We start from the raw sequence: 19,672 nt of genomic DNA, 5'->3' as shown, positions 1-19,672 counted from the left end.
CATCAGATGGGGCCTCGTGGCGGCGCCCCTTCGGATAGTGCTCTGCGAAGGCAAATGGGCGTGTTGGGTTCACGCCGGGTGCTGGTCTCCGGTGGTCGGTGGCGCCCGTATTCAGCGGGCGAGGGAAGCTGGCGTGCCAAGCAGCCAGCGCGTGCCGCGCAGCCGTGCGAGCGTCCAGCACAGCGTCGCCAGCATCAGCGTGAGGTGGTAGAGGTCCACGCGCGGGATGCCCCACCATTCGCCACGACCGGCGATACCCAGACCGGCGAGGACGAACAGCAGGGCGCCGGCGATTGCCAGCGGCCAGCGCTGCGAGCGGCCGGGCCAGGCGATGGCGATCAGCGCCAGCAGGTTGCCGGCCAGCGCGAGGTTGTCCGGCAGCCAGAGCATCAGCGCGGCGAGGGCGGCGAGCAGCAGATGGCGGGGCGCGCCGTGCAGACTGCCGATGGCGATCAGCAGCAGGCTGATGCGCCCGGAGATGCCAGTCATGGTCTGGTGCGCCGGTCGTGCCGTCTCCAAGCCGCCATAGACCATTGCGCCGAGCAACGCGGTGAAGGCGATCAGGGCGAATCCGGCGAAGCGCCAGCCGTGTCCGTTCTTAAGACTGTCCGCCGCTGCCCAGACGCTTGCGGCGCACAGCAACAGTTCGCAGAGCACGCTGGAATTCATCTCAGACCTCCAGCGATTGCGGCTGGCGCAGCGAGCGCAGCAGCATGCCGAACAGGGTCAGCGTCGCAGCGAAGAACAGCGCTACTGCCCAGGCCACCGGCAGGCCCCATTGCAGGTGGCCGATGGCCGCCGGAATCGCCAGCGAACACAGCCACAGCAACTGCCAGCGGCCATTGCCGGGAGCACCCTCGAGGCTGCGGCCCAGTACCCACAGCGAGGCGATGATCCACAGCGCTCCGACCACTTTCCAGGCCAGCGGCAGCTGGTAGGCGAAGGCCAGGAAGCCCATGCCCAGCACCATCAGCAGGAGCATCTGCAGCAGGCAGTAGAAGGCCGTTGCAGCGGAAATGCGCGGGCGGTAGATACGGAATGCGCTGATGTCGTGGGGCGGCTTCGGATCGAGCCGTTCGGCAGCGGCCGGGCGCCAGCCGGGGCGGGCGAACCAGACGCGAATCCTGTCTGCCCAGGTATCGGCCAGGCGGGCGTCGGCGAGCAGGTCGCGGTACTTGTGGAAGTTCGCCTTGAGCGGATCGAAGGTCTTCAGCTGGCCGTGGATGCCGTAGATGATCGGCTCTTCCGACTCCGGGCGCTCCTTGGCGAAGGTGCCGAACAGGTGGTCCCAGAGCATCAATACGCCGCCGTAGTTGCGGTCCACGCAGTAGGCGTTCTGGCCATGGTGCACGCGGTGATTGGACGGCGAGGCGAAGCAGTAGTCGAACCAGCCGAGGCGGCCGATGTGGCGGGTGTGAATCCAGAACTGGTAGCCGAGGATCACCGCGCCGGCGACGATGAACACGGTCGGCGGAATGCCGATCAGCGCCAGCGGCCAGTAGAAGAACCAGTTGGTGAGGAAGCCCGTGCTGGTCTGCCGCAACGCTGTGGAGTAGTTGAATTCCTCGCTGGAGTGGTGCACCACGTGGGACGCCCAGACCAGGTTGACCTCGTGCCCCATGCGGTGATGCCAGTAGTAGCAGAAGTCGTAGCCGAGCAGGCCGATGACCCAGACCCACCAGTGCGAGGTGGAGAGGTCGAACAGCGCCAGGTACTGGTAGGCGAGCAGGTAGACACCGAAGTTCAGGGCGCGCACGAACAGGTTGATCACCTGGCCGCTGAGCCCCAGCGACGCGCTCGACAGGCTGTCGGAAAGGGCGAAGGTCTGGCGCCGCCGCCAGACGCTCCAGAGTAGTTCGACCAGCAGCAGCACGAGGAATGCCGGCACGGCGTAGACGATCATGTTGGGCATGTTTCTGCCTCCTTTTTTTGTTGCACGGAGGCTAACGCGATGCGCCAGGGCGGGCGTGATGCAGGGCGCCAGTGCGCATGTCCAGTGGCGTCAATCGGCGGCGCATTCGATTGGGTGATGGCGACCCATAGACGCCAGGAACGGCATTACCTGTAGGAGCGAGCTTGCTCGCGAACATTGCCGAGCCTTGCGCGGGATATCAGGAGAGCGGTTCGCGAGCAAGCTCGCTCCTACAAGGGCCCCAGCGCCGGTGGTCAGGCGCTGCGCAGGGTCTTGCGGAAGTCTGCCGGGGAGATGCCGCGCGACTGGCGGAAGGCATGGCTGAAGGCGCTGGCCTGGGAAAAACCGAGCATCAGGGCGATCTCCATGACGCTGGAATCGGTGCGCCGCAGATAATGGTCGGCCAGTTCCATGCGCATGGTCTCCAGCACCTGGGAGAAACTTTCGCCTTCGGCGGCCAGCTTGCGCTGCAGGGTGCGCGGCGACATGGCCAGCTCGCTGGCCAGTCCCTCCAGGCTGACTTCGCCGCCGGGCATGTGCTCGATCAGCAGCGCCCGCAGCCGTCCGATCACCGAGAATGGGGCGTAGGAGCGGCCCAACTGCAGGTCAGCCTCCAGCAGCAGGCTCTTGTGGGTGCGCGGGTCGGCGCCCTGGATTCGCGCGGCGAGCATCGCCTCGGGGAAGACCAGTGCGTTGCGCGGGGCGTTGAACTGGACGGGGCAGCCGAAGAACTCGTCGTAGAGTGCGGCGTCGCCCTGCGCGGCGTGAATCATCTGCACTTCCAGCAGCGGTGCGCTGCTGCCGATCAGCCAGCGGCCGAAAGCCGTCCAGCCCGCCAGCACGGCGTCCTGCTGGCAGGCGCAGTAGGGTTCCAGCTCGGTGATGCGCTGGTCTTCGAGCAGTACCCGGCCGTCCCCGATGACGATATGCGTCTGGCTCGACGGGCTGTCGAAGACGATCTTGCCGAAGCGCCGGATCATGCTCATGGACTCGCCCAGCGTGGCGCTTGTCATCGACACTGCCCCCAGCACGCCGTAGCTGCCGGGGCGTACCGCTGCGCCCACCAGCAGGCCGAAGTGCGGCAGGCCGCTCATGCGCACCGCCAGCTCCAGCAGGGCCCGCAGCTGGTGCATGGGGATGCGCAGGATCGGGTCGGCGAGGCGCTCGCGCTGCAGGCCGATTTCGTTCAGCAGCAGTTCGCCGTCACAGCCATATTGCTCGGCAGTGTTCAGCACGTGGTTGACGAAGGCGGCGCTGGCGGTGGCGGGATGCATGGCGTGTGGGGCGATCCGGTGGTCCGGTTGGAGAGCGGGTGCAATCTAGCAAGTCGGACGCCGCCGAGGCCAGCGGCGTCCGTCGGCACGCTCAGACGCGGCCGCTGACCGGAATCCCGGCGCCGGTGATGGCGGCGGCCGCATCGCCGAGCAGGAAGAGAATCACCCCCGCCAGCTGTTCGGCCGTGACCCAGCGGCCGAAGTCCGCCTCCGGCATGGCGGCGCGGTTCTGCGGCGTGTCGATGATGCTCGGCAGTACCGCGTTGACCGTGACGCCCTGGTCCTTGAGCTCTTCGGCGAGGCTTTCGGTCAGGCGCAGCACGCCGGCCTTGGAAGCGGTGTAGGCGCCCATGCCGAAGCCGGCCCGGCTGGCTGCGCCGGCGCCCAGGTTGACGATGCGCCCGGCGGCGGACTGGCGAATCAGCGGCAGCAGCGCCTGGCAGGCGCACAGGGCTGTGCGCAGGTTGAGGGTGTAGAGACGGTCCCAGCACTCGACATCGCCTTCGGCCAGGGTCTGCCAGGCAAAGCCACCGGCGACGTTCACCAGCGCGTCGAGCCGGCCGAGGCGTTCGTCGATCTGGCGCGCTGCGGCCTGGGCGTCGGCCAGCGAGGCGAGGTCGATACCGGTCAGCAGCAGGGCGCCGTCGGGCGTGTGGAAGTCCGCGGGCGGCGCTTCGGCCCGGTCGATCAGCACAAGCAGTGCGCCGGCTTCGGCGGCCTGGATGGCCAGCGCCGCACCGAGGTTGCCGAAGGCTCCGGTGATGGCGATGACGCGTTGGGAAAGCGATAAAGGCATGATGAATGGCGCTCGGTGGTTGACGTTCTTGTGGGTATGCTGCGAACGCTAATCACCCTGCCGCCGCGCGGCATGTTCCTGCGCGCCAGATTGGATGCGGCAGCGCGTCATCTGTTCGACTGATCGGTGTGGATTCAGGCCAGTGTGCGCAGGTAATCCCAGGGGTAGATGCCCCTGTCGTGGCCGTCGTCGAACACCAATTGCACGCCGTAGCCCTGCAGGTTCAGCTGTTGCAGGACTACGCCGGCCTTTACCAGCTCGATGCGACCCTGCAGCCGCGCTGCCCGGCATTGCGAGCAGGGGCAGGCACCGCGCAGGCGGACGAAGGCGATGCACTGCTCGACGCCGTCGTTCCAGCGGATGCGCAGTTCGCCGTCTGCGCTGGAGCGGTGCAGCGCGACCGGCATGTTCATGTCGACTGGCCCAGCTGAGTCAGGGCGATACGCACGGCCTTGCGGACTTCCGGGTCGCCGTCGTGCTCGGCGTTGCGCAGGGCGTCGATGGCATCGCCGCTGCCCAGTTCGCCCAGGGCCAGCGCGGCTTCCTTGCGCAGGTTGCTGATGCCGTGGCCGAGCACGACCTTCAAACCCTCCAGCGCCGGCAGGTAGCGCAGCTTGCCCAGCGAACGGGCGGCGCGCAGGCGCACCTGCCAGAAGTCGTCTTCCAGCGCCTGCACCAGGGCTTCGCCGGCTTCGGGCAGGGCCAGCTTGCCGAGGGTGCCGGCGGCTTCCTCGCGCACTTGCCAGGCCAGATCGGCCAGGGCGGCCTGCAAGGCCGGCAGTACGCTGGCGTCGATGGCCAGGCCAAGGGCGCCGGCGGCAGCGCGGCGGACTTCGGCGTCCGGATCATCGCGGGTCAACCGAGCCAGGTGTGGCAGGGCGTCGGTGCGCTTGAGCCATCCGAGGATGCCCACGGCTTCGCGGCGCACGCCGGCGTCGGAGTCCGCCAGCGCGGTAAGCGCCGGTTCGGCGGCCGCTTCCAGGCGCAGTTCGCGCAAGGCGCGCAGGGCGCTACGGCGGACGAAGATATCGCTGTGCGCAGCCCAGGGCAGCAGGCGTGCGCCGGCCTCGGCGGTCTTCAGCTCGCTGAGGCTCTGGGCAGCGGCTTCGCGCACGTCCTCGGCGCTGTCGGCCAGGGCCTGGCAGAGCGCGTCCACCACGTCGGGCTCTTCCCAGGCTTCCAGCAGGCGTGCGGCTTCGGCACGCACGCTGGCGGCGTCGTCATGGGTCAGCGCGTGGGCGAGCCAGGGCAGGCCGTCAGGGTCTTCAAGGTCGGCCAGTTCGATCAGGGCGATGCGGCGCACGCCGGCGTCGGCGTCCTGCAGTCGTGGTCGCAGGTCGAGGATGTCAGGATTATCGGTAGTCAGGCTGAAGTCGGTCATATGGCGAATCGCGGTATCCGTTGTTGAGTGGGCAGGCCCAGCGGCGTCAGGCGTGGCAGCTGGCGGCCGTCTTCGTGGCGCAGCAGTTCCAGGCAGTGGCGCTTGAGGCGGGAGAATTCCGGGCTGGTGAGCAGGTCGGCGTGGCGTGGGCGCGGGAAGTCGAGGCGGATGTCTTCGAGGATGCGCCCGGGGCGCGGGCTCATCACCAGGATGCGGTCGGCAAGGAACAGCGCCTCGTCGATGTCGTGGGTGATGAACAGCACGCTGGTGCGCAGGCGCGTCCAGATGTCCAGCAGCAGTTCCTGCATCATCATCCGCGTCTGCGCGTCAAGGGCGCCGAAGGGTTCGTCCATCAGCAGCAGGCGCGGCTGGTTGATCAGCACGCGGGCGATTTCCACGCGTTGCTGCATGCCGCCGGAGAGCTGCGACGGCCAACGATTGGCGAAGCCGTTGAGGCCGACCAGCTGGAGCATTTCATCCGCCTGGCGATGGCGTTCCGCGCGGGGCACGCCGCGCATCTTCAAGCCGAAGGCGACGTTGTCGCGCACGCGCCGCCAGGGCAGCAGGGTGTGGTGCTGGAACACCATGCCGCGCTCGGGCGAGGGGGCGGTGACAGGACTACCGTCCACTTCCAGCTTGCCGGCGCTGGGCGTCAGGTGGCCGGCAAGGGCACCGAGCAGGGTGGATTTGCCGCAGCCGGACGGGCCGAGCACGCAGACGAATTCGCCGGGCTCGATGGAGAAGCTCAGGGACTGCACGGCCTCGAAGGCGTCGCGGCCGCTGCCGAGGTGGATCGACAGGCCGTCGACGCGCACGCGCCCCGGTGCGCTGGCGGGCAGGGTCATGGCTTGCCTCCGGCCTGGCGCTGCCAGGGTGTGACGAGGCTGCCGAGCTGGCGCACCAGCAGGCTGCTGGCCATGCCGAGCACGCCGATCAGCAGCATGCCGACGACGATGTCGGGGTAGTTCTGCAAGGTGTAGGACTCCCAGGTGTAGTAGCCGATGCCCCATTGGCCGGAGATCATTTCGGCGGTCACCAGGCAGAACCACGAGGTGCCCATGCCGATGGCAAGACCGGTGACGATGCTCGGCGCAGCACCCGGCAGCACCACCTCGCGCAGCAGCGCCAGGCGCCCGGCACCGAGGCTGCGGGCGGAGGCGAGCAGGCGCGGGTCCACCGCTTCCACACCGTGGATGGTATTGAGCAGGATGGGGAACAGCGCACCGGTGAAGGTGATGAAGATCATCGACAGCTCGGAGCTGGGGAACATCAGGATCGCCAGCGGAATCCACGCCACCGCCGGAATCGGCCGCAGCACTTCCAGCGGCGGCAGCAGGCTGTCGCGCGCCCAGCGGCCACGGCCGATGAGCAGCCCCAGGGCGATGCCGGCGAAGGCCGCCAGCAGGTAGCCGGCGAGTACCCGCAGCAGGCTGCTGCCCAGGTGGCGGCCGAGCTTGCTCGACTGCGCCAGGTTCCAGGCTGCTTCCAGCACGTCACGCGGGCCGGGCACGTTGGCGAAGGTGACCACGCCGAGGTTCACGTGGCGCGCGCTGAGCACCTGCCACAGCGCCAGGCAGACCAGCAGCGAGGCCAGGCGCAGGCTCCAGCGGGTGAGGGTGGTGGTGTTCATCATCGTTCTCCGTCGAGCCCCGGTGCGCGGGGCACCGGGGCTGCACCTCAGCGGCTGGCGACCGCCTGCTGGCTGGCAGCGGCGAAGTCGGCGACTTCACCGCCGTGCTGGCGGGCAAAGGCGTCGGCCTGTTCGCGCAGCAGGAAGGCATCCAGCGCGCCATCCTTGCCACGCACGAACCAGGCCTGCCCGGCGAGCAGCTTGATGCCGCTGTCGCTGGCCTGGGCGTACACCGCGCGGATGTCCTTGCCCTGCTTCTTCAGCTCGGCGAGTTGCCCCAGCGCTTCACTGGCGGTCGCGTAGCTGCGCACTTTCGGTTCGCCGCGCACCCAGATCTGCGCGACCTTGCGGGTATCGCTGATCGGCTTGTCGGTCAGCGCATCGTTGCCCAGCAGCGGCTGCTGCGCGTAGTTCTTCAGCGCCGCGTCGTAGTCGGCGCCGGAAGCCTTGAAGGCGGCGCGGATGTAGCGGTCGTCGACGAACTGCTCGACGTTCAGTCCGCGGTCGGCCTTCTTCAGCAGCTTCAGCGTGTCGATGGCGGTGGTGACGGCCTGGCGGTATTCGGGCTTCCAGGTCAGGTCGCGGGTCTGCAGGCCGAGCGGGCCGTGGAACAGGTAGTTCACTTCGGCGGGAATGCCGGCGACCTTTTCGATCAGCTCGCTGTATTTCTCCGGGTCTTTCGCCAGCAGTTGGTTGGCTTCGTAGGTGGCGCGCAGGTAGGCCTCGACGATTTCCGGGTACTGCTGCGCGTAGTCGGCTTCCACCAGCGCGCCGTGGAAGGTCGGTGCCTTGGCCTGGGAGCCGTCGTAGATCTTGCGGGCGATGCCACGGCTCTCGAACAGCTCGGCGAAGGGCACGAAGTCGGCGTGGGCGGCGATCTTGTTCGCCTGCAGCGCGGAGCCGGCGACTTCCGGCGGTTGCGCAATGATGGTCACGTCCTTCTCCGGGTCCCAGCCCTGCGCGGCGATGGCGCGCAGCAGCAGGCCGTGGGCGGTGGAGGCGAAGGGTACGGAGATGGTCTGGCCCTTGAGTTCGGCCAGCGACTGCACCTTGGACGAGGCGGGCACGACGATGCCGTTGCCGCTGCCCTCGATGCTGCCCGAGAGCACGCTGATGAACAGGCTGCGCTTGCCGGCCGCCTCGTGGGCGACGCCGTTCAATGAGCCCGGAAAATCGGCCATGGCGCCGAAGTCGAGCTTGCCGGCGAGCATCTCGTTGGTCAGCGGCGCGCCGCTGGTGAAGTTCTTCCACTGCACGTCGTACTGCCCGTCCTTGTACTTGCCGTCGTGCGGCAGGTACTTGTCGAGCAGGCCGAGTTCGCGGATCAACAGGCCGCCGGCGGCGCAGTTGATGGTGGTGTCCTGGGTGCCGATGGCGACGCGGATGGTCTCGCCGTGGGCAGTGATACTGGCAATGGCGAGCGCGAGGCCGGCCAGGGTAGTGCGCAAGGTCATGGGTGTTCCCCTCGAATCGTGAGTGTTGGAATCGTCTCCGCCGCAGGCCTTGCGGTGGGAAACGAGGGGCGGTGCATCAGGCGTCCGGCGGTGGGGCCGGATGGCGTTTCTTATGGGTTGTTCGGGCTTTTCGTAGGAGCGAGCTTGCTCGCGAACAGCCCTGCTGCAGGAGTTGGTTCGCGAGCAAGCTCGCTCCTACAGGGGAACTTCGTTGCGGGAGCTCAACGCAGGAGGTACGGAATCTCCACGCGCACCGCACCAGTCGGGCAGTCCTTCTCGCAGGGCATGCAGTACCAGCATTCGTCGAAGGCCATGTAGGCCTTCTGGGTGGCGGGGTTGATCGCCAGCAGGTCCATCGGGCAGACCTCGACGCAGACGGTGCAGCCCTTGTCGGCGATGCACTTGTCCTCGTCCACCGTCACCGGGGCGCTGGAGCGGAAGAAGATTTCCTGGGGTTGGTAGGCCATTGCACGCGGTCCTCATCGTGTTGCTTGCCGGCCGTCGTAGCGGCGGGCTGATTCTGTTCGGTGGTTCCGGGGTGGTACTGGTGCTCGGGGTTTCCCTCTCCCCAGCCCTCTCCCTGAAGGGAGAGGGGGCCGTTCGGAGTGTTGGATGTTTCTGTGCTCGCCAGGTGACTCCGCGGTTGCCGCTCGCGCCGGACAGCTCCCTCTACCGCTTGCGGGAGAGGGCCGGGGGAGAGGGGCTCTGCGAGCAGCCGAAACCCATCAAGCCGCCTCGCTCTTCACCCGCAATTTTTCGTAAGCCTGCTGCTCGTCCTCATCCAGGGAGATCACATAAGGCTCGATGGGCTTCTTGAAACTGGTCATCTCGCCGTCCTCGCCCTTCCTCAAGTGCGCATGGCAGAACCAGTCGGCGTCGTTGCGCAGCGGATAATCCACGCGGTGGTGGTACAGGCCCCAGCGGCTCTCGGTGCGGAACAGCGAGGCGCGGGCGGCCATCTCGGCGCAGTCGCGGATCACGCTGACTTCCATGGCGCGCATCAGCTCGTGGGGGTTGTTGGCCTTGAGCTGGTCGAGGTCGCGGGCGATCTCGGCGAAGCGCTGCAGGCCGATCTCCATCTTCCTGGTCACCTTGGGCGGCTGCAGGTAGTCGTTGACCATGCGCCGCAGCTTGTACTCCACCTGCGCTGGCGGCAGGCCGTGCTCGCGTTTCAAAGGGGCGAAGACGCGTTCACGCTCGCGCTCCACCTGGGCGGCATCGACCTCGCTGAACTCGCGGCCGGCCACGAACTGCGCGGCGTTGGCGCCGGCGAACCAGCCGTAGGTGAAGGCGCCAAGCATGTAGTTGTGCGGCACCGCAGCCATGTCGCCGGCCGAGTACAGGCCCTTGACGCTGGTCTCGGCCTTCTCGTTGACCCACACCCCCGAAGCCGAATGGCCGGAGCAGAAGCCGATCTCGGAGATGTGCATCTCCACCATCTGCTGGCGGTAGTCGGTGCCACGGTTGGCGTGGAACTGGCCGCGACTGGGGCGTTCGTTGCTGTGGAGGATTTCCTCGATGGTCTGGATGGTTTCCTCGGCCAGATGGTCGAGCTTGAGGAACACCGGGCCGTTGCCGCCTTCGAGTTCCTGGTGGAACTCCCACATCATCTGGCCGCTCCAGTAGTCGCACTCGATGAAGCGCTCGCCCTTGCTGTTGGCGGTGTAGCCACCCAGCGGACCGGTGACGTAGGCGCAGGCCGGGCCGTTGTAGTCCTTGATCAGCGGGTTGATCTGGAAGCACTCCAGGTTCGAGAGCTCCGCGCCCGCGTGGTAGGCCATGGCGTAGCCGTCGCCGGCGTTGGTGGGGTTCTCGTAGGTGCCCATCAGGTAGCCCGACGAGGGCAGACCCAGGCGCCCGGCGGCGCCGCAGGCGAGGACCACGGCCTTGGCGCGGATGACCTGGAACTGCGCGGTACGGCAGTCGAAGCCGAGCAGGCCGTTGACCGCGCCTTCTTCATCGGTGAGCAGGCGGGTCACCACCAGGCGGTTGGTGATCTCGATGCGTGCGCGCTTGAGCTGGCGGTACAGCACCTTCTTGATGTCGTGGCCCTCGGGCATGGGCAGCACGTAGGCGCCCATGTGGTGGACCTTCTTCACCGCGTAGTCGCCGACTTCGTCCTTCTCGAACTTCACGCCCCAGCGGTCCAGTTGCTGCAGGGTCTCGAAGCTGTGGGTGGCGTAGGCGTAGACCGCCGCCTGGTTGACGATGCCATCGTTGGCGACGGTGATTTCCTTGGTGTACTGCTCGGGCGTGGCGTGGCCGGGAATGATGGCGTTGTTCAGGCCGTCCATGCCCATGCTGATGGCGCCGCTGCGCTTGACGTTGGCCTTGTCCACCAGCAGCACGCGCAGCTCGCGGTTGGCTTCCTTGGCCTTGATCGCCGCCATGGGGCCGGCGGTGCCGCCGCCGATCACCACGATGTCGTAGGCGAGTTCCTTGTCCTCGGGGATCTGGGAGAGATCGAACTGGGTCATTGGTGCTGTCCCTTGTGGCGGTCGATGCGCAGGCGGTACTGGAAGGCGTCGCCGCGGTAGTAGAGGTGTTCGTAGTCCAGCGGCGCGCCGTCGGCGGTGTGGGTCAGGCGTTCGATGCGCATCACCGGCGAACCTTCTTCCACCTCCAGCGCACGGGCCAGTTCGGCGTCGGCGAGGATGGCGTCGATGGCGAGATCGGCATGGCCCAGGGGCAGGGCGCAGTCGTTTTCCAGGATCAGGAAGATGTCGCGGCTGACCAGGTCGGCCTTTTCCAGCCGCTTGCCGACGGCCTCGGGCAGCCAGGTAATCTCCATCGACACCAGCTCGCGATTGACCAGGCGGGCACGCTTGATCTGCACCACGCTTTCGCCCTCGGCCACTCGCAGGCGGGCGGCAACCTGGGCGTTGGCGGGCACGGTCTTGAAGCTGCGCAGGCGGTTGATCACCTCGTAGCCGCGCTGGGTCATGGATTCGCCCAGGCCCTGAAGGGTGCTGACGTTCTGGAAGGCCTTGGGCTTGGCGACGAAGGTGCCCTTGCCGTGGATCTTGAAGATCAGCCCTTCCTTCTGCAGGTCGCCCAGCGCCTGGCGCACGGTGATGCGGCTGACCTCGAAGGCCTTGCCCAGCTCGGCCTCGGACGGCATGCGGCTGAGCGGCGGATAGGTGCCGTCGAGGATGCGCGTGCGGAGGATTTCCTTCAGCTGGCTGTACAGGGGAACGGGGGAGAGGGGGAGTAGTTCGGCCATAGTTCATAACTTGTTATGACGAGTTGCTGAAACTATAAAAGGAATAGCTGATTCAGGACAAGAAACGATTTCGCATAAGCATAGAAAGCGTTGTCAGCAGGGATTCCAAAGAGCGACCTTTTGTAGGAGCGAGGGGGACGCCCAGTCCTTGCTCGCGAACCACCTGACGCCAGAGCGCCCGGGTAATCCGTTCGCGAGCAAGCTCGCTCCTACAGGGTCAAAAGCCCTCGCGCGGAGATTTCCGCCCCATAGGGCGGACATAACCTCAGAACGGCCGGCTACCGGACAGGCTGATGCGCTTCAAACGACGCTTCTCGCTGGCCGGGAAGGCGTTGCGACCATGCAGCACGGCCTGGTTGTCCCACCAGACGATGTCGCCCACCGACCATTTGTGGCTGTAGATCAGCTCGGGTTTCTGCAGGTGTTCGCGCAGCTTCTCCACCAGCGCGGCTCCTTGCACGGGATCGGCACCGGGGATTTCCACCTCGGTGTGCACGGAAAGGAACAGCACGCGCTTGCCGTTTTCCGGGTGGGTGCGCACCAGTGGATGCTCGGTGCCCTGGATCGGTTCGATATCCGGGGTGCGGTAGCGCACGAAGGTGCCGTTGTAGCCGCCGCTCTTCAGGCGGATGAACGGGTTGTAGTTGATCAGGCGCAGCGGGTCGATCTCGGCGCGAGTTGCTTCATCCAGTGTCTCGTAGGCGCGGGCGAGGTTGGTGAACTGGGTTTCGCCGCCAGTCCTGGGCACCTCCAGCGCGTAGAGGAAGGAGCCGGAAGAGGGCACCGGCGTCCACTGGTGGTCGACGTGGGCCGGCAGGGCGAAGTTGCCCAGCTCGCCGTCCTCGGTGTTGGCCACCTTGACGATGTCCGGGGCCTTGCCGTCGGCACCGGAGGACAGCACCGGGATATCCGACGGCGGCTGGAACACCGCGCCGAACAGGGTGGCGAAGCGCAGGTACTGCTGGTCGTCCAGGTCCTGGTTCTTGAAGATCAGGATGTGGTGTTCGCGGTGGGCCTGCTTGATTGCCAGGATCTGCTCAGGGGTGAGCGGTTCGCGGGCGTCGAGGCCGCGCACTTCGGCGCCCAGCGGGGCGTCGAGGGGGACGATGGCGAAGGGTTCGGGGGTGGGTTGTTGGAGAGCGTTGGATTGGGTCATCGGTATGGTCCTGAGTAGGGGATTCCCTCTCCCCAACCCTCTCCCTGAAGGGAGAGGGAGTATTCGAATGAGGCGTGCCTGTTGGGTTCTCCTGGCACTTCGGTGTCAGGAGGAAATCATGACTGCACTTCACGCCTACCCAGTCCCCTCTCCCTTCAGGGAGAGGGTTAGGGAGAGGGGCTTTCAGATTTTGGCGTTAAGGTTCAAACCTTCTTGATCGTCCGGCTGCGCTGCCCGTCGATGCCCACCGGCACTTCGCCGTTGAGCGTCACGCGGCGCACGATGCGCGGCTGGGTGCCGTAGTCGTCGACGGCGTAGTGCTGGGTCGCGCGGTTGTCCCAGATGGCCACGTCGCCCGGCTGCCAGCGCCAGCGCACGGTGTTCTCCAGGCGGGTGACGTGACTCTGCAGTACGGCGAACAGGTGCGCCGAGTCGTGCTGCGACAGACCCTTCAAGCGCTTGACGAAGTGCCCGAGCAGCAGCGTCTTCTCGCCGCTGATGGGGTGTACGCGCACCACCGGGTGCTCGGTCTCGTAGACGGTGGAGGTGAACACCTTGCGGTATTCCTCCAGGCGCGCCGGGTCGACGTTCGGGCGCACGCTGGCGTAGTCGTATTCGTTGCTGTGCACGGCCCAGAGCGAGTCGGCCAGTGCCTTCAGCTCCGGCGTCAGGTCGTCGTAGGCGGTGGCGGTATTGGCCCAGACGGTGTCGCCGCCGGACTCTGGTGCGACCACGTTGCGCAGGATCGAGGCCTTGGGATAGGCGTCGACGAAGGTCACGTCGGTATGCCAGGAGTTGGCGCGGCGGCCCTGGGCGCCGTCCAGCTCCAGCAGGTAATGGGTGCCTTCCTGCACCGGCACGGTGGGGTGCGCCACCGGCTCGCCGAGCAGCTTGGCGAAGGCTTCCTGGCCCTGGTCGTCGAGCTGGGTCTGGCCACGGAAGAAGATCACCTTGTGCTGCACCAGCGCAGCCTGGATGGCCTCGATGGTGGCGGCGTCGAGATCGCCGGAAAGCGTCACGCCGCGAATTTCCGCGCCGATGCGGCCGGCTACCGGGTGGATGTCCAGGTGTACCAGGTCTTGCTGAATGGCTTGTGCTGCAGTGCTCATCTCATCGTCCTCTTGCTGTGGCAATAGCGCCGCGCCCGGGAGCGCGGCGGATGGGGATCAGAAGTCGTAACGGACCGACGCGCCCAGGGTCCGCGGCTGCCCCACCGAGGCGGTGTAGGAGCCGTTGATGCTGGCGAAGGCGGCCAGGTAGTAGTCCTTTTCAAAGGCGTTCTTCAGCCAGACGGAAGCGTCCAGTTGGCCGTCGCCGAGGTCCTTGCGCAGGCCGACGGAGAAGTTCGCCAGGCCGTAGCCGTCGATCTTCGAGAGGTCGGAGTTGTCCAGCGTGCCCTCGGCCTCGGAGCGGTAGGAGTAGCTGCCGGTCACGTAGGGGCGGATGCCGTCGTCGAGGTTCCAGGCGTATTCGCCATTGAGGTTGGCGATCCATTTCGAGGCGCCGACCACGCGTTGCCCCGTGAGGTCGCAAGTGGCGGGCGCACCGGGCTGGGTGGAGATTTCCGCCGGGCACGGGGCGTCCTTGAACGACAGGTAGGTGACGTCGTTGTAGGAGCCGTTGAAGTTCAGCGTCAGGCCGCGAATGGGCAGTGCAGTGGCCTCGAATTCCAGGCCGCGCGAGCGCACGCTGCCGGCGTTGGAGAGCACCGAGACCAGCTGGGTTGAGCCCGGTGGCTGGTACAGCGTGGTCGCCTGGTAGCCGTGGATGCCGGTCCAGAAGATGTTGGTGTTGAGTTGCAGGCGGTTGTCGAACAGGGTCGTCTTGATCCCCAGTTCGGCGTCGTTGGCGCGCTCCGGGCCGACCAGCAGGGAGTCGGCGCCGGCCGTTGGCGCACTGGCCACGGCCAGGTTCACGCCGCCGGACTTCTCGCCGTGGGACAGCGAGGCATAACCGAGCAGGTCATCGGTGAACTGGTAGCTCAGGCTCAGCAGGGCCGAGGGCGCGAAGCTGTAGAGACTGAGGTCTCCCGAGTCGTAGGCGCCCAGTTGGTTGTTGCGGACCACTGCGCCGATGCCACTGACCGGCGCCCCACCGACCGGAGCGAAGCGCTCGACCTTGGCGTCCTTCTCCTCGTAGGTGCCGCGCAGGCCGGCGGTGAAGTCCAGCTTGTCGGTGAGGTGCCAGGTGCCCTGGGCGAACAGCGCAAAGCTGTCGGTCTCGATCTTGCCGTTGGCTTTGGAGTAGGTGTTGTTCAGGGCGTTGAGGTTCGCCCCCAGCAGGTACGGGTCGGCCAGCGGGCCGTAGTCGGTGAAGGTCTTGTTGCCCAGGTTCTGGTTGAACGCATAGGCGCCCAGCACGTAGTCGAAGAAGCCGCCGGTGGGCGAGGCCAGGCGGATTTCCTGGGAGAACTGGCGGTCGTGGACTTCCACGCCGGTGTTGTTGATCGCCGAGACGTTGAGTTGCTCGTCGTTGGCCGGGGTGAAGTGCCAGTAGCGATAGGCGCTGATGGAGGTCAGCTTGTAGCCGCCGTTGAGGTTCCAGTTGGCCTCCACCGAGCTGCCGCCCTGGTGCACGCTGACGTGCTGGCGGCTGTTGATGTTGACCTTGTGCCGGTCCGGATCGCGGATCGGAGAAGCGCCTACTGTGGCGGCGCGCTGCCAGAAGCGGTCGGCGGCGCCATAGACCACCATGCTGCCGTTGCTCGAATCCTCCTCGTTGTAGTCGTTGATCCAGCGCAGGTCGAAGTCCTCGTTGGGTTTGAACAGCAATTGCCCGCGGATGCCCTGGCGCTCGCCGCCGTTCAGGTAGTTGTCGTCATGGACGTTCTTGATGTAGCCGTCGTCGCGGGTGCGGTAGGCGGACACGCGCCCGGCCAGGGTGTCGGTCAGCGCGCCGGAGACGGTGCCCTTGCCCTGGAAGTAGCCGTCCTGGCCACCGGAGACCTCGACGCTGCGCTCGGGGCTGAAGGTCGGTGCGCGGGTGCTGATGTTCAGCACGCCGGCCGTGGTGTTCTTGCCGAACAGTGTGCCCTGCGGTCCGCGCAGCAGTTCCAGCTGCTCGATATCCAGCAGGTCGAACACCGCCATGCCTGGGCGGCCCAGGTAGACGTTGTCCAGGTAGACCCCGGCGCTGCCTTCCAGGCCGTCGCTGGCCGGGTTGTTGCCGATGCCGCGCACGGCGATGCTCGACTGCCGCGCGTGGATGAAGGCGACGTTCACGCTGGGCAGGATCTGCTGCAGGTCCTGCACCTTGTAGACGCGCTGGGTTTCCAGGGTTTCGCCGCCGACTACGGTGATCGGCGTGGGGACCTTCTGCGAATCCTCCTCGCGACGGCGGGCGGTGACGGTGACCTTGCCCAGGGTGGCATCGGCCTTGGCCGGCGCGGCGCTTACGGCCTTATCGGTTTGAGCGGCAGTCGTGCTGTCCTCGCTTTCCTCGGCGAGCACCGGCAGGGCGCCGCCCAGTGCCAGCAGCAGGACCACTGCGTAGTCCGGAGCGCGCAGCCGGCGCGGGGCGAAGGGGAAGGGCGAATGTCTCGAAATCATGCTGTGTCCTTGTCTGTCCGCGCCGATCGCGGGCAAAAGGGGGCCGCACCACACGAAAGTGGCGAGCGACGTTTTCTCTATGGGGTCTGCGGCGTTTGCTGTCAGCGACAGCGCGGCTGACACATTCGCGAGGAAAGGAGGGGCAAGGCTGGCATCGGGCGACTCCTGGTCTGAGCTATATTCTTAGTTCATAAAAGAATAGATGTTTGTTTTATTCTTCATTGACGGAATAAGAGCTTGCATTTAAAACCAGCGCATAACGAGCGGCAAATGCCTTTGCCCACTATTTTCAATGCCGGAAATGCATCATGGATCTGCGCCAACTCCGCTACTTCATCGCCCTCAACGAACACCGCAGCTTCGTTCGCGCGGCCGACGCCATGGGCATTACCCAGCCGGCGTTCAGCCGCAGCATCCAGGGCCTGGAGCAGGAGCTGGGCTGCCGCCTGGTGGACCGTGGCAGCAAGGACTTGCGGCCGACTCCGGAAGGCCAGGTGGTGCTGCAGCACGCACTGAGCCTGGTGCAGGGCGCGAACAACCTGAGCCATGCGGTCGCGAGACTGAACAAGCTGGATTCGGGAGAGTTGCGTTTCGGCAGTGGCCCGGCCCCGGCGCAGAAGCTGGTGTCCGACGCGGTGTCGCGCTTCGTCCAGCGCTACCCGCGCATCCACATCCAGTTCGGCGTGGACAACTGGGAGCGCCTGGCGCGCAGCCTGAGCCGCGAGGAGATCGAGTTCTTCGTCGCCGATATCCGCCATTTCGAAGCCGACCCGAACTTCCAGACGCGCGCCCTGAAGCCTCGCAGCGGCCTGTTCTTCTGCCGCAACGGGCATCCGCTGCTGGCCAAGGAAAGTCTCTCCACCAACGACATGTTCGCCTACCCGCTGGCCGCCACGCTGATCCCACCCAGCGCGCGGAAGATGCTCGCCAACCTCAGCGGCAAGATCGACATCACCACCAATGTGCAGTGCGAGGACATGGCCTCGCTGGTGCGCATCGTCAGCCAGACCGACGCCATCGGCATCGCCGTGGAGGAAGCGCTGAGCGAACCCATGGCGCGCGGCGAACTGGTGCGCCTGCACTTCCGCAACCTGCCCAACAACGTCGACATCCTCCAGGCCCGTTGCGGGATCGTCACCCGCAGCGGCGACCGCCTCTCGGCAGCGGCGCGGGCAATGATCGAATTGCTGGTGGACCTGGACGCTGGGGTGGAGAGCGCGGTGGCGTGAGGCGGGCTCCGCCGTAAGCCTGGCTCTCCTGGCGCTGGTTCAGTCCGTTTGGCTTTCGAGACCGGTTTGACTCCCAACGGACAGGCCTGGCGAGGATTTACCGAACCTTTACAGAGCGCCGGAAAACTTGCTGCAACAGTGCATGTCAATCTGATGGCAATCCCAAGGGTCCTGTTCTCAGGCATACCAATGGAGTGGTCAGGAGCATTGCATCATGCGCTTCCCATTCGTCGTGGTCCTGCTGGCCGCGCTGGGTTTCAATACCGCGCAGGCCGAGATTTACAAGTGCACCGTGGAAGGTCGGCCGGTCTTTGCCCAGACCCCTTGTGGCACCGATGATATTCAGGTCATCCCCAATGCCTGGCAGCCGAGCGAGGAAGACGTCGCCCAGCAGAAACAGGCCAACCGCTCTGTCGTCAACTCGACGCTGCAGATGCAGTACGTCAGTCAGGTGACCCGGATGAGAAATCTCATACGGGAGGTCGATGAGACCATCGAGGATTTGCGCGAGAAGTGCGATGAGCGGCTCAGTTGGTTGCGCTACGAACGTAGTCGCGCCAACAACAACCTGGCTGGGGCGATCTGGGAAAACACCATCGTCACGGAGATGATCAATGTGAAGGCGGATTACGACAGGCGTATCGGGCAACTGCTGGAGGCCCGAGCGGAAGCGGTACGCAAGTTGGAAAATTTCGAGACCCAGGCACGTGAGCAACTGGATGCATCGCTGCCTTCGTCGACGAAGTGACTCTCGGCATTGGCCTCGGGTAGCCGTTAGCTTCAATCTTGGCAGCTAACCGGACAAGGACGCCCGCAATGACCCTTACGCTCCGCCCCGCCCGGATCACCGATGTCCCCTACGTCCAGCGCGGTGAAGAGGCCTATATCCGTCAATGGGAGCCCGCCCATGAGGCGCGCTGGCGGGAAGGCTTCGACCAGCATCTGGCGCGCTGGCTCGATCACTTCGAGCATCTGACCATTGCCGAGCACGCCGGCGAAAGCGTGGGCTATAGCCTGTGGATGCCGGAAGATGGCATCGCGGAACTTTGCACCCTGGGCGTCAGCATGGAGTGGCGGGGCCGGGGCGTAGGTGCAGCGTTGTTGCAGCGCTACATCGAGGATGCCCGGCAGGAAGGCTACACGCGACTCAAGCTCAGTGTGCGCCCCGACAACCCGGCGCGGCGCCTGTATGAGCGCGCCGGGTTCCAGCCACGGGGCAGCGACGCCCTGGGCTATCGGCAGTACGAATTGCTGATCGACTGAGGCGTCAGACCCACTCGGTACTGCGCTTGCGCCGCACGCGCAGCATGGTCGGCAGGATCAGCCCGGCGAGCAGGCCGGCGCCGGCGATGCTGCCGCCGTAGGCCATGTAGCGCATCAGCACCTGCTTGTTCTCGTCGCCCAGTTGCGCCTGGGCATCGCGCAATTGCGAGCGGGCTTCGTTCAGCTCGCTATCCAGCGCGGTGCGTGCGGCCTGCAGTTCGTCGATGAGCTTCTTGCGCGCGTCCAGGGTTTCCTGCATGCCCTGGACACGGTTTTTCCAGCTGTCATCGATGGTCTGCAACTGGGTGGTCAGTTCGGTGACCTTCTGCTCCAGCGCCGGCAGGCGTTCGGCCTGGCCGGGCTTTTCCTGCAGGTCCTTGCTGGCGATCCACACGTTGTTGCCGCTGTCGCTGCGTACCTGGCTGTAGTCACCGGAGGTGCTGACCAGTTGGACCTTCTGCCCGGAGGTCAGGGTGCCAACGATGCGGTAGCCATCAGTGGGGCCGCTGCGCACGTAGGTGCTCAGGCTGTCGTTCACCCAGCGCGCACTGCTGGTGGGCTCCTCGGCCTGGGCCGGGGCGCCGGCTGCCAGCAGGCCGGCAAACAGGCAGGCGCCGAGGGCGCGGGTCTGGAGGGGAGAAACTCGTGCAGGGAAACGACGCGATAGGGACATGGGCAATCTTCACATGACTTGAAACGAAACCCGCCTTGCGGGAGCGAAAACGTCGGCCGGGCGTTTTATTTGAATCGAAGGGTTCAGAACCAGCCGGGTGGCCAATGGCCAGGAATCCCACCCGGTGGGCCGA

18 protein-coding genes and 1 pseudogene are annotated in these 19,672 nt (G+C 66.1%); 3 read left to right on the top strand and 16 right to left on the bottom strand.

What is annotated here, in order from left to right; genetic code table 11:
• Positions 1–111: 111 nt before the first annotated feature.
• The 15 genes and pseudogenes from G4G71_RS16855 to G4G71_RS16785 all read right to left on the bottom strand — a co-directional run.
• The gene (locus G4G71_RS16855; protein ID WP_169939190.1) at positions 112–669 is read right to left on the bottom strand and encodes a hypothetical protein; all 558 of its coding nucleotides are present in this window, start codon (positions 667–669) and stop codon (positions 112–114) included.
• A 1-nt stretch (position 670) separates the two neighbouring features.
• Positions 671–1,912: a sterol desaturase family protein gene (locus tag G4G71_RS16850; protein WP_169939189.1), complete on the bottom strand. Its 1,242-nt coding sequence runs from the start codon at positions 1,910–1,912 to the stop codon at positions 671–673.
• A 254-nt stretch (positions 1,913–2,166) separates the two neighbouring features.
• On the bottom strand, positions 2,167–3,186 hold the full coding sequence (locus tag G4G71_RS16845) for an AraC family transcriptional regulator (protein ID WP_169939188.1): 1,020 nt from the start codon (positions 3,184–3,186) through the stop codon (positions 2,167–2,169).
• A 91-nt stretch (positions 3,187–3,277) separates the two neighbouring features.
• Positions 3,278–3,982, bottom strand: coding sequence for an SDR family NAD(P)-dependent oxidoreductase (locus G4G71_RS16840; protein WP_169939187.1), 705 nt, complete (start codon positions 3,980–3,982; stop codon positions 3,278–3,280).
• Between the two features lie 134 nt (positions 3,983–4,116).
• Positions 4,117–4,395: a DUF971 domain-containing protein gene (locus G4G71_RS16835; RefSeq protein ID WP_169939186.1), complete on the bottom strand. Its 279-nt coding sequence runs from the start codon at positions 4,393–4,395 to the stop codon at positions 4,117–4,119.
• Positions 4,392–5,363 (bottom strand): HEAT repeat domain-containing protein, encoded by a 972-nt coding sequence (locus tag G4G71_RS16830; protein WP_169939185.1) that lies wholly within the window; start codon positions 5,361–5,363, stop codon positions 4,392–4,394. Before G4G71_RS16830 ends, G4G71_RS16835 begins: the two co-directional genes overlap by 4 nt.
• On the bottom strand, positions 5,360–6,208 hold the full coding sequence (locus tag G4G71_RS16825) for an ABC transporter ATP-binding protein (protein WP_169939184.1): 849 nt from the start codon (positions 6,206–6,208) through the stop codon (positions 5,360–5,362). The genes G4G71_RS16830 and G4G71_RS16825 overlap by 4 nt, the downstream gene beginning before the upstream one ends.
• Positions 6,205–6,993 (bottom strand): ABC transporter permease, encoded by a 789-nt coding sequence (locus tag G4G71_RS16820; RefSeq protein ID WP_037018010.1) that lies wholly within the window; start codon positions 6,991–6,993, stop codon positions 6,205–6,207. The genes G4G71_RS16825 and G4G71_RS16820 overlap by 4 nt, the downstream gene beginning before the upstream one ends.
• A gap of 47 nt (positions 6,994–7,040) precedes the next feature.
• Positions 7,041–8,447, bottom strand: coding sequence for an ABC transporter substrate-binding protein (locus G4G71_RS16815; protein ID WP_169939183.1), 1,407 nt, complete (start codon positions 8,445–8,447; stop codon positions 7,041–7,043).
• A 221-nt stretch (positions 8,448–8,668) separates the two neighbouring features.
• Complete coding sequence (locus G4G71_RS16810) at positions 8,669–8,914, bottom strand: 4Fe-4S dicluster domain-containing protein (protein WP_024767017.1); 246 nt, start codon at positions 8,912–8,914, stop codon at positions 8,669–8,671.
• Between the two features lie 258 nt (positions 8,915–9,172).
• Positions 9,173–10,924, bottom strand: a complete 1,752-nt coding sequence (locus G4G71_RS16805) for a fumarate reductase/succinate dehydrogenase flavoprotein subunit (protein ID WP_169939182.1) — start codon at positions 10,922–10,924, stop codon at positions 9,173–9,175.
• Positions 10,921–11,670 (bottom strand): GntR family transcriptional regulator, encoded by a 750-nt coding sequence (locus tag G4G71_RS16800; RefSeq protein ID WP_169939181.1) that lies wholly within the window; start codon positions 11,668–11,670, stop codon positions 10,921–10,923. Before G4G71_RS16800 ends, G4G71_RS16805 begins: the two co-directional genes overlap by 4 nt.
• Positions 11,671–11,935: 265 nt before the next feature.
• Positions 11,936–12,826, bottom strand: a complete 891-nt coding sequence (locus G4G71_RS16795; protein WP_169939180.1) for a TauD/TfdA dioxygenase family protein — start codon at positions 12,824–12,826, stop codon at positions 11,936–11,938.
• 203 nt (positions 12,827–13,029) lie between these two features.
• Positions 13,030–13,935: a TauD/TfdA dioxygenase family protein gene (locus G4G71_RS16790; protein WP_169939179.1), complete on the bottom strand. Its 906-nt coding sequence runs from the start codon at positions 13,933–13,935 to the stop codon at positions 13,030–13,032.
• A gap of 57 nt (positions 13,936–13,992) precedes the next feature.
• Positions 13,993–16,360: pseudogene (locus G4G71_RS16785) on the bottom strand (TonB-dependent receptor); the annotation flags it as partial.
• 322 nt (positions 16,361–16,682) lie between these two features.
• Here G4G71_RS16785 and G4G71_RS16780 point away from each other — a divergent pair.
• The 3 genes from G4G71_RS16780 to G4G71_RS16770 all read left to right on the top strand — a co-directional run bounded on the left by G4G71_RS16780 (position 16,683) and on the right by G4G71_RS16770 (position 18,866).
• Positions 16,683–17,603 carry a LysR family transcriptional regulator gene (locus tag G4G71_RS16780; RefSeq protein WP_169939177.1) on the top strand — a complete coding sequence of 307 codons (921 nt, stop codon included), beginning with the start codon at positions 16,683–16,685 and terminating at the stop codon, positions 17,601–17,603.
• A 214-nt stretch (positions 17,604–17,817) separates the two neighbouring features.
• Positions 17,818–18,351: a DUF4124 domain-containing protein gene (locus G4G71_RS16775; RefSeq protein WP_169939176.1), complete on the top strand. Its 534-nt coding sequence runs from the start codon at positions 17,818–17,820 to the stop codon at positions 18,349–18,351.
• Positions 18,352–18,419: 68 nt separating this feature from the next.
• Positions 18,420–18,866, top strand: coding sequence for a GNAT family N-acetyltransferase (locus tag G4G71_RS16770; protein WP_169939175.1), 447 nt, complete (start codon positions 18,420–18,422; stop codon positions 18,864–18,866).
• Between the two features lie 4 nt (positions 18,867–18,870).
• On the opposite strand, the gene G4G71_RS16765 is transcribed toward G4G71_RS16770, so the two are convergent.
• Positions 18,871–19,539, bottom strand: a complete 669-nt coding sequence (locus tag G4G71_RS16765) for a TIGR04211 family SH3 domain-containing protein (protein ID WP_169939174.1) — start codon at positions 19,537–19,539, stop codon at positions 18,871–18,873.
• Between the last annotated feature and the right edge of the window lie 133 nt (positions 19,540–19,672).

Origin of the sequence: Pseudomonas multiresinivorans, assembly GCF_012971725.1 — a bacterium.
GTDB classification, from domain to species: Bacteria; Pseudomonadota; Gammaproteobacteria; order Pseudomonadales; family Pseudomonadaceae; genus Pseudomonas; species Pseudomonas multiresinivorans.
The sequence above is the reverse complement of the archived record's forward strand: the minus strand, read 5'-3'. Positions and strand labels throughout refer to the sequence as shown.

Coding starts and splice junctions, on each gene's coding strand:
- G4G71_RS16810 (WP_024767017.1), bottom strand. CDS start 8,914: ATGGCCTACCAACCCCAGGAAATCTTCTTCCGCTCCAGCGCCCCGGTG.
- G4G71_RS16855 (WP_169939190.1), bottom strand. CDS start 669: ATGAATTCCAGCGTGCTCTGCGAACTGTTGCTGTGCGCCGCAAGCGTC.
- G4G71_RS16845 (WP_169939188.1), bottom strand. CDS start 3,186: ATGCATCCCGCCACCGCCAGCGCCGCCTTCGTCAACCACGTGCTGAAC.
- G4G71_RS16840 (WP_169939187.1), bottom strand. CDS start 3,982: ATGCCTTTATCGCTTTCCCAACGCGTCATCGCCATCACCGGAGCCTTC.
- G4G71_RS16835 (WP_169939186.1), bottom strand. CDS start 4,395: ATGAACATGCCGGTCGCGCTGCACCGCTCCAGCGCAGACGGCGAACTG.
- G4G71_RS16795 (WP_169939180.1), bottom strand. CDS start 12,826: ATGACCCAATCCAACGCTCTCCAACAACCCACCCCCGAACCCTTCGCC.
- G4G71_RS16770 (WP_169939175.1), top strand. CDS start 18,420: ATGACCCTTACGCTCCGCCCCGCCCGGATCACCGATGTCCCCTACGTC.
- G4G71_RS16780 (WP_169939177.1), top strand. CDS start 16,683: ATGGATCTGCGCCAACTCCGCTACTTCATCGCCCTCAACGAACACCGC.
- G4G71_RS16825 (WP_169939184.1), bottom strand. CDS start 6,208: ATGACCCTGCCCGCCAGCGCACCGGGGCGCGTGCGCGTCGACGGCCTG.
- G4G71_RS16800 (WP_169939181.1), bottom strand. CDS start 11,670: ATGGCCGAACTACTCCCCCTCTCCCCCGTTCCCCTGTACAGCCAGCTG.
- G4G71_RS16820 (WP_037018010.1), bottom strand. CDS start 6,993: ATGAACACCACCACCCTCACCCGCTGGAGCCTGCGCCTGGCCTCGCTG.
- G4G71_RS16805 (WP_169939182.1), bottom strand. CDS start 10,924: ATGACCCAGTTCGATCTCTCCCAGATCCCCGAGGACAAGGAACTCGCC.
- G4G71_RS16790 (WP_169939179.1), bottom strand. CDS start 13,935: ATGAGCACTGCAGCACAAGCCATTCAGCAAGACCTGGTACACCTGGAC.
- G4G71_RS16830 (WP_169939185.1), bottom strand. CDS start 5,363: ATGACCGACTTCAGCCTGACTACCGATAATCCTGACATCCTCGACCTG.
- G4G71_RS16765 (WP_169939174.1), bottom strand. CDS start 19,539: ATGTCCCTATCGCGTCGTTTCCCTGCACGAGTTTCTCCCCTCCAGACC.
- G4G71_RS16775 (WP_169939176.1), top strand. CDS start 17,818: ATGCGCTTCCCATTCGTCGTGGTCCTGCTGGCCGCGCTGGGTTTCAAT.
- G4G71_RS16850 (WP_169939189.1), bottom strand. CDS start 1,912: ATGCCCAACATGATCGTCTACGCCGTGCCGGCATTCCTCGTGCTGCTG.
- G4G71_RS16815 (WP_169939183.1), bottom strand. CDS start 8,447: ATGACCTTGCGCACTACCCTGGCCGGCCTCGCGCTCGCCATTGCCAGT.